The organism is Pseudomonas bohemica (assembly GCF_002934685.1).
Classification (GTDB): Bacteria; Pseudomonadota; Gammaproteobacteria; order Pseudomonadales; family Pseudomonadaceae; genus Aquipseudomonas; species Aquipseudomonas bohemica.
The window spans coordinates 1-14,815 of the sequence record NZ_NKHL01000092.1; the positions used below are offsets into that span (position 1 = coordinate 1).

The 14,815-nt window shown below is 59.1% G+C and carries 14 protein-coding genes; 8 read left to right on the forward strand and 6 right to left on the reverse strand.

Features of this window, described 5'->3' with window-relative positions; genetic code table 11:
- Positions 1–31: 31 nt before the first annotated feature.
- Together CE491_RS06925 and CE491_RS06930 are read right to left on the reverse strand one after the other, a co-directional pair.
- A complete protein-coding gene (locus tag CE491_RS06925; protein WP_110947659.1) occupies positions 32–2,122 on the reverse strand; it encodes an FUSC family protein in 2,091 nt (696 codons plus the stop codon).
- A gap of 5 nt (positions 2,123–2,127) precedes the next feature.
- Positions 2,128–2,580: a MarR family winged helix-turn-helix transcriptional regulator gene (locus CE491_RS06930; protein WP_110947610.1), complete on the reverse strand. Its 453-nt coding sequence runs from the start codon at positions 2,578–2,580 to the stop codon at positions 2,128–2,130.
- Positions 2,581–3,138: 558 nt separating this feature from the next.
- Between CE491_RS06930 and CE491_RS06935 the strand changes: the two genes are divergently transcribed.
- Entirely contained in the window at positions 3,139–3,807 is a 669-nt protein-coding gene (locus tag CE491_RS06935) for a polysaccharide lyase family 7 protein (protein ID WP_110947611.1), read from the forward strand.
- A gap of 75 nt (positions 3,808–3,882) precedes the next feature.
- Here the strand turns inward: CE491_RS06935 and CE491_RS06940 are convergent, their stop codons facing one another.
- Both CE491_RS06940 and CE491_RS06945 read right to left on the reverse strand, forming a co-directional pair.
- Positions 3,883–5,268 carry a heavy metal sensor histidine kinase gene (locus CE491_RS06940; protein ID WP_110947612.1) on the reverse strand — a complete coding sequence of 462 codons (1,386 nt, stop codon included), beginning with the start codon at positions 5,266–5,268 and terminating at the stop codon, positions 3,883–3,885.
- Positions 5,241–5,936 (reverse strand): heavy metal response regulator transcription factor, encoded by a 696-nt coding sequence (locus tag CE491_RS06945; protein ID WP_110947613.1) that lies wholly within the window; start codon positions 5,934–5,936, stop codon positions 5,241–5,243. The genes CE491_RS06940 and CE491_RS06945 overlap by 28 nt, the downstream gene beginning before the upstream one ends.
- A 299-nt stretch (positions 5,937–6,235) precedes the next feature.
- Between CE491_RS06945 and CE491_RS06950 the strand changes: the two genes are divergently transcribed.
- The 3 genes from CE491_RS06950 to CE491_RS06960 all read left to right on the forward strand — a co-directional run bounded on the left by CE491_RS06950 (position 6,236) and on the right by CE491_RS06960 (position 8,439).
- Positions 6,236–6,841 carry a hypothetical protein gene (locus tag CE491_RS06950; RefSeq protein ID WP_110947660.1) on the forward strand — a complete coding sequence of 202 codons (606 nt, stop codon included), beginning with the start codon at positions 6,236–6,238 and terminating at the stop codon, positions 6,839–6,841.
- Between the two features lie 211 nt (positions 6,842–7,052).
- On the forward strand, positions 7,053–7,676 hold the full coding sequence (locus CE491_RS06955; RefSeq protein WP_110947614.1) for a cytochrome b/b6 domain-containing protein: 624 nt from the start codon (positions 7,053–7,055) through the stop codon (positions 7,674–7,676).
- Positions 7,669–8,439: a molybdopterin-dependent oxidoreductase gene (locus CE491_RS06960; protein WP_110947615.1), complete on the forward strand. Its 771-nt coding sequence runs from the start codon at positions 7,669–7,671 to the stop codon at positions 8,437–8,439. Before CE491_RS06955 ends, CE491_RS06960 begins: the two co-directional genes overlap by 8 nt.
- A gap of 336 nt (positions 8,440–8,775) precedes the next feature.
- Here the strand turns inward: CE491_RS06960 and CE491_RS06965 are convergent, their stop codons facing one another.
- Positions 8,776–9,720 (reverse strand): hypothetical protein, encoded by a 945-nt coding sequence (locus CE491_RS06965; protein WP_110947616.1) that lies wholly within the window; start codon positions 9,718–9,720, stop codon positions 8,776–8,778.
- Positions 9,721–10,133: 413 nt separating this feature from the next.
- Between CE491_RS06965 and CE491_RS06970 the strand changes: the two genes are divergently transcribed.
- From CE491_RS06970 to CE491_RS06980, 3 genes are all read left to right on the forward strand, one after another.
- Positions 10,134–10,610 (forward strand): GNAT family N-acetyltransferase, encoded by a 477-nt coding sequence (locus CE491_RS06970; protein WP_110947617.1) that lies wholly within the window; start codon positions 10,134–10,136, stop codon positions 10,608–10,610.
- Positions 10,611–10,904: 294 nt separating this feature from the next.
- Complete coding sequence (locus CE491_RS06975) at positions 10,905–11,243, forward strand: DUF1652 domain-containing protein (protein WP_324880243.1); 339 nt, start codon at positions 10,905–10,907, stop codon at positions 11,241–11,243.
- A gap of 406 nt (positions 11,244–11,649) precedes the next feature.
- The gene (locus CE491_RS06980; RefSeq protein WP_110947619.1) at positions 11,650–12,072 is read left to right on the forward strand and encodes a hypothetical protein; all 423 of its coding nucleotides are present in this window, start codon (positions 11,650–11,652) and stop codon (positions 12,070–12,072) included.
- 45 nt (positions 12,073–12,117) lie between these two features.
- Here CE491_RS06980 and CE491_RS06985 read toward each other — a convergent pair whose 3' ends face one another.
- Positions 12,118–12,432 (reverse strand): hypothetical protein, encoded by a 315-nt coding sequence (locus CE491_RS06985; protein ID WP_110947620.1) that lies wholly within the window; start codon positions 12,430–12,432, stop codon positions 12,118–12,120.
- 919 nt (positions 12,433–13,351) lie between these two features.
- Between CE491_RS06985 and CE491_RS06990 the strand changes: the two genes are divergently transcribed.
- Positions 13,352–14,782: a pyridine nucleotide-disulfide oxidoreductase gene (locus CE491_RS06990; RefSeq protein ID WP_110947621.1), complete on the forward strand. Its 1,431-nt coding sequence runs from the start codon at positions 13,352–13,354 to the stop codon at positions 14,780–14,782.
- Positions 14,783–14,815: the final 33 nt, after the last annotated feature.

Sequence of the window (14,815 nt, forward strand, 5' to 3'; positions counted from 1 at the left end):
AGGAAAACCCCGCCGATATCCAGATCACCGATCACAGTGGCGCTCCATCGATGCCATACGGCGGTTGTTCTTCTTGCTCGGCGAGCACGTCCACGATCTCCACGCCCGGCAGCAGGGCCAGACGCAGGCCACTGAGGGCGTGCAACAGATGCACACGCGATTCGTCATCGCCCATCCAGTCGAAGGTCAGCGAGCGGCGGGCACGGTCCATGGTCATCAACAGACCTTTGGGCGCAGGCAAACGCTCACGGGCTTTTAGGCAGGCGCGGAAATAAGTGCCGACTTCGGTGGCGACCTGGCGCAGCAACTGACGCGGCACTGCTTGTACGCGCCGCATATAGGCCAGCAGGTCGAGCATGTTCAACGCCACACGCACTTCGCGCAAAGCGATGTTGGTGTCCTGGGCGGTGATCGCCAGACGCGGCAGATGCTGCATCAGGCGGTCGAGCATGCGCACACCCATCTGCCGGTGTTCGGCCAGGGTCGCCTCCTCACTCAGCGCAACGATGTCGCGCCAGCTGAAGCGGGTCAGACGTTTGGCCGCCACTTCGGTGCCGAACGGGCGCACGATCAGGGTCCAGACGAAGGCGAACGCCAGGCCCGCCGGGCCTGCGAGATTGGAGTTCACGAAGTTCAGGAAGTCAGCATCGTAGGCGCTCTGGATGCTGATGAATGATGCGGTGTTGACGATGGTCAGCAGGGTTCCCAGGTAAAATTTGGGCTGCACTGTCAGGGTGCCGACGCAGATGAACGGCACGGCGAACGCGAGCACCAGCATCGGGAAGTCATGCAGGTTCGGCAACACCACGAACAGATAGAGGCTGGCGAAGATCACCGACAGCATCGTCCAGAAGAAGAAGCGGTAGATCTGCGGCGCCGGGTCGTCCATCGCCGCGAAAAAGCTGCACGACACCGCTGCCAGCGCGACTGCACTGGCGCCATCCTGCCAGCCCAGCAGAATCCACAGGGTCGAGGCGACGATGATGGCGCTGACCGATGTGGCCACCGAATACAGCATCATGCCTCTGTCGAGGAACGGCGACAGGCGGCCCAGACGCCAGTGGCGATAGACCGCGCGCCAGGGCCGGTGATCGTCGGTTTCAATCGCCAATTGCAGGCTTCGACAGTCCTGCCAGAGGTCGATCCATTCGCGCAGGCGAAACAACGCGTTAGACAGCAACAATTGTCGACGGTCATCCAGTTGCGCCGGGGTCGGCTGCAAGCGGTCGAGTTCGTCGTGCAGGGCCTGCCAGTATTCGACGGGCGCGCCCTGAGTAGCCGTTTCCACCCAGTCGCGGCACTCCAGGATCAGCGGCGCGAGATCGGCCACCAGCTCCGGCGTGCGACGCTCCAGTGCCCACAGGGCATCGTCCAGAGCATCGATCACCGGCAGCAGATGAATCATGCGGCCGCGCAGTTCCTTGGCGTTGCGTATGGTCTGGCGGTGAGTGCCTTCATGAGGCAACTGGCCAATCATCAGCTCCAGGCTATTGAAGGTGCCGACCATCGCCGTGCGCAGGGCGCCGACGGTTTCCGGGTTGGCGTTGCGGGCCAGGAACAGGTCGCTGTAGGTCGAGGCGTCCTTGAACCATTTGCTCATGGAGTCCACCAGCACCGGGGCCAGGCGACGGGGCCAGAACATTGCGCCGATGACGGCGGCGCAGACGATGCCGAGCAGGATTTCCTCGGTTCGCGACACGGCGATGTCGAACACCGCCTGTGGGTTGTCCACCACCGGGAAAGAAATCAACGGCATGGTGTAGCCCGCCAGCATCAGGGCATAACTGTTGGCCGTGCGCAGGTGCAGCGAAAGGAACAATAGGGTGCCGGTCCACAGGGCGATGACCACCGCCAGCAGAAAGGGCGTCTGCACGAACATCGGTACCAGCACCACCGATGCCGCTGCGCCAAGGAAAGTCCCGACCGCGCGATACAGCGCCTTGGAGCTGGTCGGCGCCACGAACGGACTGGAAACGATGTAAACCGTGGCCATTGCCCAGTAGGGGCGCGGCAATTCGAAGATCAGCGCCAGATACAGCGCAAGCATCGACGCCGCAAAGGTGCGCACGCCGTAGAACCAGTCGCGAGAGGGTGGAACGCCCTGAAAGAAGCCTTTGAACATGTCTTTCAAGATGCCAGCTCCGGTCCCATCGGACTGGCCTTGGCAAATGCCTTGAACACGCGCAGGGTGGCTTCCAGATCTGCCGTATCGATGTCGCCGAAGACATCGCGGCGCAGGCGGGTCAGCTCGTCTTCGATGGAATTGGCCAGCGTGCGGCCTTCCTCGGTCAGGCTCAGGGCCTTGGCGCGGCGATCGGTCGGGTCTTCGGTGCGCTGCACCAGATTGGCCTTGCCCAACTGGTCGAGCAGGCGCACCAGTGAGGGACTTTCCAGTCCGCAGGCGTGGGCCACGGTGACTTGGCGCACGCCTTCACCCAGCCGCGCAATCATCAGCAGGGGTCCAGCGCAGGCCTCGGACACGCCGTAGTTCATCAACGTGGTCTGACACACTCGGCGCCATTGGCGGGAGGCCGCGACCACGCCGCCGGTAATGTGCATTTGCAGTGAGTCTAGGGTCATGAGGGGTGCCACTGGTTGACCGACAGATAGGGTTTGGTTAGGTAGTGAATGATTAGTCGATGTACTATTAGGTTGCTAACTATTAATATCCGGTAACAAAGTTATTTCGTCAAATGAAAAGTAGCTGAGCGGCTGAGTGCTTGCCCAAAAGCGGTAACGCCTCTGGAGTCGCCACCGACGACCAGCCGTCCCGCGCCAGATGCGATCGGTATTAATGAGGGCTGTTTAGTTACCGTCTGTCGGTATTTGTCGACTTTTTTGAACCTTTTTTCGGGTTCGCCCACGCGCCGCTCCAAAAAAATGACGGCACCTGAAATACGTGATCTCCGCGATTGGCGTGGCGTTGATCAAAAATTGCGCAATCAGCTGTTTGAATTTGGTGATGTTGAAATGCTGGCCATGGTCACATTCTGATCGATTTCGGCGGTTTCTTGACTGGTGAGTGCGGTTAAAGAACAAACGATTCAGCCGATAGCAAAGGTGACAGGGAATTGGGCGCAAACACCCGTTCCAGACACCTCCCTTTGCTGGTGCGCGCTGCGCACCCATGAGCGCAATATGATCGATCTCGCCACTTGGAATCTCTCCATCCCCGTGGGTACGCCCGCAGCCACCATTGACACGCCGACGCTGATCGGCGGCTATCAGGATGGTTACTTCCGTTCAGGAGACACGCTGTTCTTTTGGGCCCCTGTGACCGGCTCACGGACCGACAACGCCATTTATCCACGCACGGAATTGCGTGAAACCTACGCCAACGGTGCCGTGCACAACTGGGCCTACAGCCAGGCGGACAATATGCTGCGTGCGGCGCTGACCGTGGACCAGGTGCCTTCGACCGGCAAGATTGTCATCGGTCAGATCCACTGCTATGGCAGCACCGAGCCGCTGATCAAGCTCGAATATCAGTACAAGGAAAAGACCCAGGACGGCAACATCGTCGCCAAGTACCGCGCGACGCCGACCTCCGAGCCAGCAGTGATTCAGGTCGCAACGGGCGTTCTGCTCAAGGAGCGCTTCACCTACACCATTCATTTGACGCCAAGCGGCATGCTGACGGTCAACGCCCACGACATGCAATGGAGCGCGAAACTGGATGGGACGTGGAGCGGCAAACAGCTGTATTTCAAAGCGGGCGTGTACACACAGGACAACACCGGGTACGCGACGGAGGGTGGGGCGGCGACGTTCTATAAGTTACAGATATCCCACGACAAGAAGGCCTGAAGGCAATGGTGAGTTTCGAGCTGCAAGCTGTAAGCAAATCGCGGTCAGTTTGCGGCTTGACGCTTAAAACCGCTTTCAGAACACCAGCGCGAAACGGATTCGACCCGGGGCCGGCTGCTCCACCGTCACCTCACCGCCATGCAATTGCATGATCGCTGCGACGATCGCCAGGCCCAGCCCGTTGGAATCGGAGCTCTGATGGCGTGAGGCGTCGGCGCGGTAGAAGCGATCGAACAGTTTGCCGAGGGCCGAATCGCGCAGGACCGGCCCCTGGTTTTCTACTTCGATGCGGCACTGCACGCTGTCCGCGACCACCCGTATCTGAATTTCGCTTGCTTCATCGGCATACCGAATCGCGTTGGCCACCAGATTGCTCAAGGCCCGGCGAAGCAGCAACGGGTCGGCTTCCAGCTCACCCTCCCCTGAGGTGCGCAAGGTCATCTGCCGCTCTTCGGCCAGCCCTTCGAAATACCCCGTCACCCGCTGCAATTCGTCAGCCAGGTCCAGCGACTGACGATTCAGCGCAGCCTGGGCGTCATCGGCGCGGGCGAGAAACAGGATGCTTTCAACCATCCGCGAGATGCGCTCAAGCTCCTCCAGATTGGAAGCCAGCAGCACTTGGTATTCATCGGCGCTGCGCGGTTGGCGAAGCGCGACCTGACAATGCCCCATCAATGAACCCACAGGCGTACGGATCTCGTGGGCGAGGTCGGCGGAGAACTGCGTCAAACGCTGATAACCATCGGCCAGCCGGTCGAGCATGCCGTTGTAGGCGTCGCTCAACTGCTGCAATTCAACCGGCGTATCACGGCTGTCCATGCGGCTGTCCAGGCGCGCCGGCGTAATGGCCGTGGCGTGCTCGGCCATCCGCCGCAGGGGTCGCAGGCCCCGGCGCAACAGCAGGTAGCCGAGCCCGGCGGTGAGGGCGAACGCCAGGGCGATGGAGAATAGAATCCGATTGCGGAAGTTTGCCAGCGTGGCCATTTCCTTGACTGCCAGGTGGGCGGCGGTCAGGTGCACGATCCTGCCGCCGGAAATCGCCTCGACCGTGGCGGCGCGCATCGGCACGTCCGGGTTGACCGTGCCACTGCGCAGATCGGCGGCGCTCAACGGCCGATTGGCCTTGACCACCGGCATCTGCGGCAGCGGCGCGTGCAGCGGATTGACCATGATCACCGGCGCCTTGCCCGGCTCTGCGATGATGAAAATATCGTCCTCGCTGTCCAGCATGTTTTCGAACAGCTGAGGGCTACTTTGCAGCGTGTCAAGGGTCAGGTCGTATTGCAGCAGTTTGCGAAAGTGATCGAGTCGCGCCAGCACCGCATGATCGCTGCGGGTCATGACCGAGGTTTTCATGGTTTCGTACAGGTACATGCCTGCGCTGGCCACGGCAAGCATTGCGACGACCGCGAAGGCCAGGGTCGAGCGCAGGGTCAGAGAGGGTCGGCGCCGGGCTCGCATGGCCGCACCTCGCAGACGTAACCGATGCCGCGCACGGTGTGAATCAGTTTGACCGGATAGGGCACGTCAATCTTGCTGCGCAGGCGCTTGACCGCCACATCAACCACGTTGGTGTCGCTGTCGAAATTCATGTCCCAGACTTCCGAGGCGATCTGCGCCCTGGACAGCACGTCGCCTTCACGCCGCAGCAACAGGTGCAGCAGGGCGAACTCCTTGTTGGTCAGGGTGATCACTTGCTGTTGGCGGGTCACACGACGGCGCAGCAGGTCCAGCTCGAGGTCGGCCAGATGAAAGTGATCGGCCTCCCGGACCACGCCGCGCCGCAGGATGGTGCGGATTCGCAGCAGCAATTCGGTGAAGGAAAACGGCTTGACCAGGTAATCGTCCGCGCCCAGTTCCAGCCCGCGAATCCGGTCCTGCAACTGGTCGCGAGCGGTGAGAAACAGCACTGGCACGTCCTGCCTGGCGCGCAGGACCTCTATGATTTGCCAGCCATCGATCCCCGGCAGCATGACATCCAGCACCAGCAGGTCGTAGCGGTGCTCTAGCGCCATGTGCAGGCCGTCGGCGCCGTGCTGGGTCCAGTCGACCTTGTAGCCGGACTCGCTGAGACCCTTTTTCAGGTACTCGCCGGTCTTGGTGTCGTCTTCGATCAGCAGGATGTGCATCGTGCAAGAGGCTCGCTTCGCGTCTTGGGCGGCATCGCCAGGCGCGGTATCGGATGATGGCTGCTGCAAAGGCTGGCAGGAAACGGCTGGATACCGCGTCGTGTGCGGAGTGTAACCAACTGGCGGTGCGCGGACGGTTACATTTTTGTCATCGATTGCCGCGCTGACCGACACGCCACGAATGACAAAAATGTAATCGCCCGGTCATTGTTCGGTGCCGGTTTGGGGAGGAGGATGGCCCTCATTCAAAGCGCAACTGCAACTCCTCAATCTGCCATTCAAGGAACGTCACAATGAAAATGAAGACTGCACTGTCCGCCACCTTTGGCCTGCTTGCGTTGAGCGCCGCCGTGATGGCATCGGCCGCCGACATGCCAGTGGTCAAGCCCCTGCGTGGCACGGTCGACAGCGTCGAAAACAACACCCTGAACTTCACCACCCGCAGCGGCGCCCATCAAAGCATTGGTCTGACCGACAAAACCGGCGTGCGTCTGGTGTCGAAGACCAACGTCGAATCGATCAAATCCGACAGCTTCATTGGCTCTGCCGCTACCCCGCAGGCCGACGGCACGCTAAAGGCGCTGGAGGTGACCGTGTTCGAGGCGAGCTTGAAGGGCAGCGGCGAAGGGCACTACGGCTGGCAGAATGCCGACGGCAGCACCGGCACCATGACCAACGGCACCGTGGGCAAACTGACCCAGGCCAACGGCCGTACCTTGAGCGTGAATGACAAGGGTGGCGAGAAGCAGCTGGTGGTGCCGGATGATGTGCCTATCGCGTACGTGGAAGCGGGCAAGGTCGATGAGCTGGTCAAGGGCGCCAAGGTCGTGGTATTCCCGGCCGAAGACGGCAAGACGGCGCGCGGCGTAGCGGTGGGCAAGGACGGCTTCCAGCCGCCGATGTAAAAGCGGTTTTGCCGAGCGCATAGTGCACTCTGATATTGCACATACCTGTAGGGGCTTGCGCAGGTTACGACAGTGGCGAAGGCGCTGTGCCAGGCGGAGCGCATTTGCCACTGTCGTAATTGTCGCAAGCTCCCCACAGGTTCTGCGGCGATTTCAAAGATCAGGCCGCAGGCGTTTCAAGGTTTCATAGCCCCGTGATGAGCCTCCCACCATGAAAAAAACCAGAATTCACCCCTGGCCCATTCGCCTCACGCACTGGATCAACGCCTTCGGCATGGTCTGCATGTTCATGAGCGGCTGGGGCATCTACAACGCATCGCCGCTGTTCCGCTTTTCCTTTCCCAGGGATTTCACCCTGGGCGGCTGGCTCGGCGGGGCGCTGGCTTGGCATTTCGCCGTCATGTGGCTATTGGTGGTCAATGGCCTGATCTACGTGCTCTATGGAGTGTTCAGCAGGCATTTCAAGCGCGACTTCCTTCCCGTCAGCCCCACAGCGGTCAAACGCGACCTGTTCGACGCTCTGCGCTTTCGCCTCAGGCACGAAAAGGGTGTGTACAACGCCGTGCAACGGCTGATGTATTGGCTGGTGCTGGCAGCCGGGGCATTGATCGTGGTCTCGGGCCTGGCGATCTGGAAGCCGATTCAGTTGCAGGAACTCACGGCGCTTTTCGGCGGTTATGACTTCGCTCGTTTCGTGCACTTTGGCGCGATGGCCGCCATCGGCGCATTCACCGTAGTGCACCTTGCGCTGGTGCTGCTGGTGCCCAAGACACTGCTGCCGATGATCACCGGCGGCGTCAAACCCGTAGAAAGCGGGAAGGTCGAGCATGATTGAACCGAAAAAACGCGCCATCCAGCGCATCAAACTGGAGCCTGCGCAGCAGACTCAGCTGGAAAACCTGCAGCGTCGTCACTTTCTCAAGGGCGGCCTGACAGTGGGCGCCATGACCATGCTCAGTGGCTGCAACCTGCAGGACGGCGATCAGGTGGACAAGGTGTTGTGGACCATGTCGCGCTGGAACGATCGGGTTCAGGCCTGGCTGTTCAGCGGTCAGAAACTGGCGCCCACGTTTAGCAAGGCGCAGATCCGCAATCCGTTTCCGTTCAACGCGTTCTACAGCGAGGACGACATTCCGGACCTGGACGTGGCCGACTGGGAACTCGGGGTTTCGGGTCTGGTACGTGACAAGGCCCCGTGGACCCTGGACGGACTGCGCAAATTACCGCAACGCAGCGACATCACCCGGTTGATCTGCGTCGAAGGTTGGAGCGCCATCGGACAGTGGGGCGGTGTGCCGCTGAGGACCTTCCTGCAGCATGTCGGCGCCGACACCACGGCCAGGTTCGTCGGCTTCAAGTGCGCCGACCGTTACTACTCGAGCCTGGACATGCCCACCGCGCTGCATCCGCAGACCTTGCTGGCGCTGGACTTCGGCGAAGTCGCCCTGCCGCCGGATTACGGTTATCCCCTGCGGGTCCGGGTGCCGACCAAGCTGGGCTTCAAGAATCCCAAGCATATCGTCGAGATCTTCGTGACCAACGATTATCCGGGTGGGTACTGGGAGGATCAGGGCTACAACTGGTTCAGTGGGATCTGAGCCAGAAGCGGGCTCGAACGCCCGGGCGGTGGCCGCGAAACACGCCTTGTGCTTACTTGGTCGTGCCCACGGCCTTTATTCCTCAGCGGGAATCGTCTGCTGCCCGGAATGAAGCACACGCTGGTGGACCCTCTGCAGGGGAGCCGGACGTCGGATTGAGCATTCATCAGGCAAAAAAAAATCCGCGCAGGCCGGATTTCATGGGCGCTGCGCGGATCGTCTACGACGCTGTCAGTGCATGATCTATCAGTGCATGAACAGGGCGATCAGGATGATCACTGGAATGGGTACACCCAGGAACCACAGAAGTAATGAGCGCATGATGTTTCTCCTTGATCAGCGAATGTTGGAAGTGGTGTTGGCAGTTGTGGAGTACGCACGGGTTTCAATGTAGGTCACCGCATCACGACGACGGCCACCCCAGATTGCAGCGAGGCTCGCAACGAAGGCACCGCACAGCAGGGCAACGAAGGTCCACAGCGCGCTCATCGCGGCAACTTTGGCAGCGGTATCGGCAGCTTGCTGGGCCTTGAGCTTGGCGTCGGCAACAGCCTGTTTGGCCTGACCGTAGACTTGGTCCACACGCGCCTGGGCATCGGCCTGGCTCAAATTGGTACGTTGAGCGACCAACTGTGCAAGGTAGGTGCGGTCTTCAGCGGCCAATTGGCCGTCGTTCGCCAGCGTTTTGGTGAAGATGCGCACCACTACACCGCGGGCGGCGTCGTCGCTGACAGCCGCAGGACGGTCATCGCGGAACAGGGTGTCGACGAAGTAGCCGTATTGATCGCTACTGGTATTGCCCGCCGCGGAACCCGCAGCAACGGCAGCTGTACCGGCCACGCCGGCGACAGCGCTGGCGCCGGCCTTCACGCCGCTACCGACCAGACCGCTCACGGAGCCTACGATCAGCACTGCCGCGACGAGGGTGGCAATGGCCCAGGACAGGAAGCCGTGCGCGGTGTCTCTGAAATACACTTCATCGCCGTGCATGTTCGACCATTTGACGCGCAGCCGGCCGGCGATGTAGCCGCCCAGACCCGAAGCGATGATCTGCGTCAGCGCCAACCACACGACGGTGGAGATGCCGATGGTTTTGGCGCTGGCGCCTTCGTTGGCCCACGGCGACATCGCCGAGAAGCCAAGGCCTGAGCCCAGCAACACGAGAATCAAGGACAAAGCAGCGGCGCCCGCGGCACCGGCCAGGATTGCGCCCCAGGACACGCCCGAGACATTGGAGTGTTCTTCAACTGCGGCAGGATAAGAATCAGGCGTGACATTCATTGTTGTGTTGCTCCGTGCGAATAGTGTTATGACTTCGCTGGAGAGTAGTGCAGCAGCTGTGCCAGCTTGTTGAATATGAAAAATCGTTATTTATCAAAAGGTTGATAATGTTTAACCGTCCGACGTTCATGCAAATTGCATGAACCGGTTCTCGGGCGCGGGCGTTCTGCCCGGTCGTGGGAAGTTCAATCTCATCAGAGGGTTGCGGTGAGTTTTTCGCGTTACGCAGAACATTGCTGAAACACGCGGGCACATTTATCCGAAAATCCGGTCTTAAAAGGGGCAGCGCGACGCGTTCCTGATCGACGCGACGACATATATATAGGCTGCGAATCGATCCAAGTGATGTTTTAGGTTCGGCGTTTGACCTATAGTTTGCGCTCAGCTCCCGTTTCTTCGAGAGGTAAATCGCCATGTTTCTGCATCGTCCCCTGGAAGAAAAAGACATCCCGGCCATCTGCGATATGCCACAGAGCGTCGACGAGCTTTTCTACATGTTTCCCAAGGCAGTGTTCCCACTGACGCCCGCGCAGTTACGCGACTCCATTGAGCAGCGCTCGGATAACACGGTAATCGAGCTGAACGGTGAGGTCGTGGGCTTCGCCAATTTCTCTCGTTATGATTTTCGAGGCCGCTGCTCCATGGGCAACGTCATCATCGCGCCACATGCCCGTTCAAAAGGGGTCGGGCGCTACATGATCGGCTGCATGATGGAGCTGGCCTTCGGCAAACATGAGGCCAAGGAACTGACAGCGTCATGTTTTAACCATAACGTTCCGGGCCTGTTGTTCTACCCCAAGCTTGGATTCAAACCGTTCGCCATTGAAGAGCGGCTGGACAAGCGCGGGAACCGCGTCGCGCTGATCCACCTGCGCCTCCCCCACGCCTGAGCCCTCTGTCGCGTTCGTCGGCCGGTGCTACAACGGCCGACGAATGGACGCCCCATAAAGAGGCTTGCTTCTCTCCCTGGCAAATCATTGTTGTTTCAAAACAGCGCATGAATGCGGCTTGTTATCGGTCTTTTACGGCCAGTGAAACGTTTTTTCTATACCCCGATTATTATTGTTCTCTAAGTGGGGCGCGGTCGTGGCAGAGTTGCCTCAACTTGGAGCGAGGCGTATAACTTGGTTATTCGTCAAAAACCTCGACGGTGAATTAACGAATCCGGATGAACTATTAAATTCATGGAAGCCATTGATAATAAAGCAGGCGACATACTGTGCAGTGTTAACAGGGGCCGCTTGAGGAGGTTACTGCTAATGATCGCATGCACACTTTCAAATCTTGAGCTGCGCAGCATCATAGAAGGTGCATTTCTGCCCAGTCGCTGCAATTGCACGGTCATCGACGACACCATGACGGTCGAGGTCATCGACCCTCGTACCGAGCGCGTAGAACTGCTGGCAAGCGGCATCAAGCTCGACTCGCTGGATACAAGCCGCGCTCTGTGTGATCTGATTCTAAAACTGCGCGCCGACCTGCAAACAACGCAAAGCATGCAGCAGCATGCATTGGCCAGTTAATCGCTATAAACCCTTGTCTGCGTTACACCGACCACGCCCATGATGCCTCAATTGTCATGGGCGTTTGCTATTCGCCTGATTTCTTCGATAGGCATTTATTGCAGCCCACGTGGCCGCTACTTCATATATAGGCTGCGGCCTCCTGTGTGCAGTACTCGGCGCAAACAAAGAGCGTGGCATCGCCCGCAACGAAAAACTCTATTGAGACAGAATATCGACCATCCTTACTCGTGCGACACTGCGGGCGCTCGAAGTCAAGTGGGGCAGGCGAGCGGCGACTGTCGGACACTTCGCTCGGCGCCATGATTGCCCTGCGCAGTAAAAGCCTGTGGCAAAGCGTTCATTTACCTTTTATCTTAGGTCCGCGAGCAGCGGCAGAACGCCGATTTCATTTCAAGGGGAATGCATGGCTGAGAGTCAGCCCGAGGGCGCCCGGGGATTGCCACAGGGTGCAAATTTCAAGCGGATGCTGCGCCAGCGCAAGGTCATGCTGGGTGTGGGCTTGCTGTTGTGCATTGTGGTGGTCTGCGTGACGGCCATTCTGACCATGCTGCAGCGCCTGGAAGCCCGGAACGCCTCTTTCCAGCCGCCAATGACTGCGTTGGAGCGTGAGCGTCTGTTGCCGCCTGATCCGGTGCTCGACGCCGCTCCCAAACTCGACGGCCTACGCTATCGCCAGCAGGTTGAACTCAAGGTCGAGGGCGGTTCGCCAGCCGAGGGCGAGAATCAGCACGGGCAGGGGCCACTCAGCCATGCGTTGATTCTTCAGCATGAAGATTTGCACGCCGATGCTCATTCCGGTTTGCGCCCTGCCGCCCAGACGCAATGAGCTTGCCCGCCAGGGCCTACCCGAGGCGGGTGACACTGGCGACAATCAATGTACCCGCCGCCGATGCTCGTTTTCGAACAGCAGTGTGAACTGTTCCTCACCACTGTCCTGAGTCGCGTAATGATCGCGGATTGGGCCCGCCTCGATTCTGCCATCCAGGGCAATGCGAATGATCGATGACTTGGACAGGTAGTCGGGCACATCGCCTATGATCGTCAACTCCCGCAGCGTATGACCATCCTGCTCGATGGTAGCAAGCCGCACCCGGCAAGTTGCCTGCATGGGGATCGGACCGAAGAGCGTGTCCCGGGAATAGTCGATTTCGGCAATGCTGGACCGACGGTTTTTCTCAGCATTCATGGCAGCAACCTCTATATCCATTCAAAGTGAGCCTACGCCTGATAATGGAGGCGGATCCTCTTGAAATAGTTCTGTTTTGTTTTGCGGCTGGGACTGCCGTTCATCGGTTGCAAAAACCCGGCGTCAGAAAACCGCTCCCGAATCTTCGAAAAAAACTCGGCGCCAGTAATACGTTCAAACTGGTTACCGGTCATTTGAAAAGAAGAATGTTTCGCATTGCGTGAAATTCGAAGCCGGAAAGTGTCAGATTTACGGCTCTATCCACCGAATAAGCGGATCGCCTTTAATGACGAGTTATTTGTTTGATAGATAAAAAACGGTTTTTTTGATTTTAAAAACACATAATCGCCTGACGGCACAACGTAAAACAGGCGTCAAAAAAATAATTCCAGTAAAATCATATGGTTATGTCGAAAAAACAAATTTATAGAGATTTTCTCGAAAATTTGACACTTCCCCGCTTTTTTGAAACTATCGCTTTACAGTTTTAGGTTGTAACCGTTTGTGGCAAGTCTGGTTCTTTTCGATATTTGTACCTCGTAATCATGATCCAGGGCGCGCAGCGAAATGGCGGTAGCGTCCAGGTCGAATGAATGCGTAGTCGTTCAAGTCATTGATTGGCATGACATTCAAGGACGAGCCAGTCGATCGCATTCGGGTTCGGGGCCCGCACACCAGAAAGGCGGGCCCATGCGCTGAGTGCACTTGAGTTGATCAGGTTGTTCCCGCTTTGTTATTCCTGCCCACACGATCGCTCGCGACGGTAGTCATGCCACGGGTTTTTATCAACTTTGGTTTTAAGTATCCAGTTCGACATAAAAGGAAGTCACGTCAGGACGGGCGGTTAGTTGTGCCTGTTATTCAGGGTCCAGTCGTTTGGGCTGCACTCAACGCATCGACTAAGTTCGGAGTCAAGATTATGTATGGAGATCATCTGGAAACCGTTTGCGGTTGCGTAGTAGGGGGAGCCGGACCAGCAGGTATGGGGTTGCTTTTCAACGCTTTGAAAAGTGGCGCGATGCCCGAACTGGCCAAGGAGGGGCTGATCATCGTGGACGCGAGCCCCGAACCCGGTACGGGCCGACTGGGGCAGTACCGGATCACGGCCAACTCGGTGGGTGATGTATTCCTCGACTGTCTGCGCGATCCGGCGTTGCGTGACGTGTTCGAGCCGCTTGAGCATTCACCCGCTTATTGGCGCATCCGCCGTCAGGCGCAGAGCGCGCCGCAGCTGGCGGACGTCGCCGAACTACTGGCTGAAGCCTCGACCCTGGTGCTGAACTTCATCGTTGAGCATTACGGCGTGAAACTCTGGACCAGCACCACCATCACCGAAGTCGTGAGCCATGACGACGAGTACCAGGTCTGGGTCGAGTCCGAAGGGCGCTCCCGGCGGATTCGCTGCCGGGCCGTGGTTCTGAATCTGGGCGGGCGGCAGGATCCGCAGCACCTGCTCAACAGCCTTGCCGATCAGGGGTTGGCTGTGCCGCCTTCGGCCAAGGTGTTGAGTGCCGACTCCCTGTTGCGCATGAACGGCGTGGAATTGCGTGACTTTTTCGCGCCAATGCTTGCGGGCAAGGGCAGGTTGAGCGTCGTGGGTGGCTCTCACAGCGCGTTTTCGGTTCTTGAAAACCTTGCCGATGCGCTGGAGTTCGCCGGCCTGCGTGAAGTGACGCTGGTGCACCGTTCGCCGATCCGACTGTTCTATGAAACAGCAGAGGCTGCCACCGCTGCCGGTTATGTCTTCGACCCACTCAAGGACGTCTGCCCGGTATCCGGTCGAGTCAATCGCTCTGGCGGCCTGCGTTATCGCGCCCTGGATGTGGGCCGCGAAGCCTTGGCGAACGGACATATCGGCAAGACCGGGGTGCGGGTGCAGATGCTGCAGACCCAGAATGGCCCTGAAGGGCAATTCGAAAGCGCTCGCCAGGCCCTGGCCGAGTCAGAAGTGGTGGTGCAGTGCACCGGCTATCAGCCTTTGTTGCCGGCCCTGAATTACGCTGGCAGTGAAGCCATCAGGCTGATGGAGGTCAAGGGCGGGCTGGACTCAGATCCGTCAGGCTGCCCGCTCGACAGTAACGGGCAGCGTCTCTACGGCTTGCATCTGTTCGGGTTGGGCGCAGGTCTTGGCGTCGATCCGCGCCTGGGCAGTGAAGCGTCATTCGACGGGCGCATCTATGGCGTCTGGCAGTTCCACCACGACGCCAGCGGCGCCGTGATCGATGCCGTACTGACGCGACTGCAACAACCGGTTGTCCAGCCGATCAGTCACAGCCGTAGACTGGTGGCGAACCGAGAAGAGCAGCGCCAGCCATTCCTCTGGCCGGTGCTGGTCAACGCGCAATCCTGACTCTCCTTGCAAGTACTGCGTCCCGGACCACCC

Bases quoted from the DNA above. Each gene is read 5' to 3' on its own strand.
- CE491_RS06930 (WP_110947610.1), bottom strand. From the start codon at position 2,580: ATGACCCTAGACTCACTGCAAATGCACATTACCGGCGGCGTGGTCGCG.
- CE491_RS06925 (WP_110947659.1), bottom strand. From the start codon at position 2,122: ATGTTCAAAGGCTTCTTTCAGGGCGTTCCACCCTCTCGCGACTGGTTC.
- CE491_RS06990 (WP_110947621.1), top strand. From the start codon at position 13,352: ATGTATGGAGATCATCTGGAAACCGTTTGCGGTTGCGTAGTAGGGGGA.
- CE491_RS06950 (WP_110947660.1), top strand. From the start codon at position 6,236: ATGAAGACTGCACTGTCCGCCACCTTTGGCCTGCTTGCGTTGAGCGCC.
- CE491_RS06945 (WP_110947613.1), bottom strand. From the start codon at position 5,936: ATGCACATCCTGCTGATCGAAGACGACACCAAGACCGGCGAGTACCTG.
- CE491_RS06935 (WP_110947611.1), top strand. From the start codon at position 3,139: ATGATCGATCTCGCCACTTGGAATCTCTCCATCCCCGTGGGTACGCCC.
- CE491_RS06955 (WP_110947614.1), top strand. From the start codon at position 7,053: ATGAAAAAAACCAGAATTCACCCCTGGCCCATTCGCCTCACGCACTGG.
- CE491_RS06980 (WP_110947619.1), top strand. From the start codon at position 11,650: ATGGCTGAGAGTCAGCCCGAGGGCGCCCGGGGATTGCCACAGGGTGCA.
- CE491_RS06940 (WP_110947612.1), bottom strand. From the start codon at position 5,268: ATGCGAGCCCGGCGCCGACCCTCTCTGACCCTGCGCTCGACCCTGGCC.
- CE491_RS06975 (WP_324880243.1), top strand. From the start codon at position 10,905: ATGGAAGCCATTGATAATAAAGCAGGCGACATACTGTGCAGTGTTAAC.
- CE491_RS06960 (WP_110947615.1), top strand. From the start codon at position 7,669: ATGATTGAACCGAAAAAACGCGCCATCCAGCGCATCAAACTGGAGCCT.
- CE491_RS06985 (WP_110947620.1), bottom strand. From the start codon at position 12,432: ATGAATGCTGAGAAAAACCGTCGGTCCAGCATTGCCGAAATCGACTAT.
- CE491_RS06970 (WP_110947617.1), top strand. From the start codon at position 10,134: ATGTTTCTGCATCGTCCCCTGGAAGAAAAAGACATCCCGGCCATCTGC.
- CE491_RS06965 (WP_110947616.1), bottom strand. From the start codon at position 9,720: ATGAATGTCACGCCTGATTCTTATCCTGCCGCAGTTGAAGAACACTCC.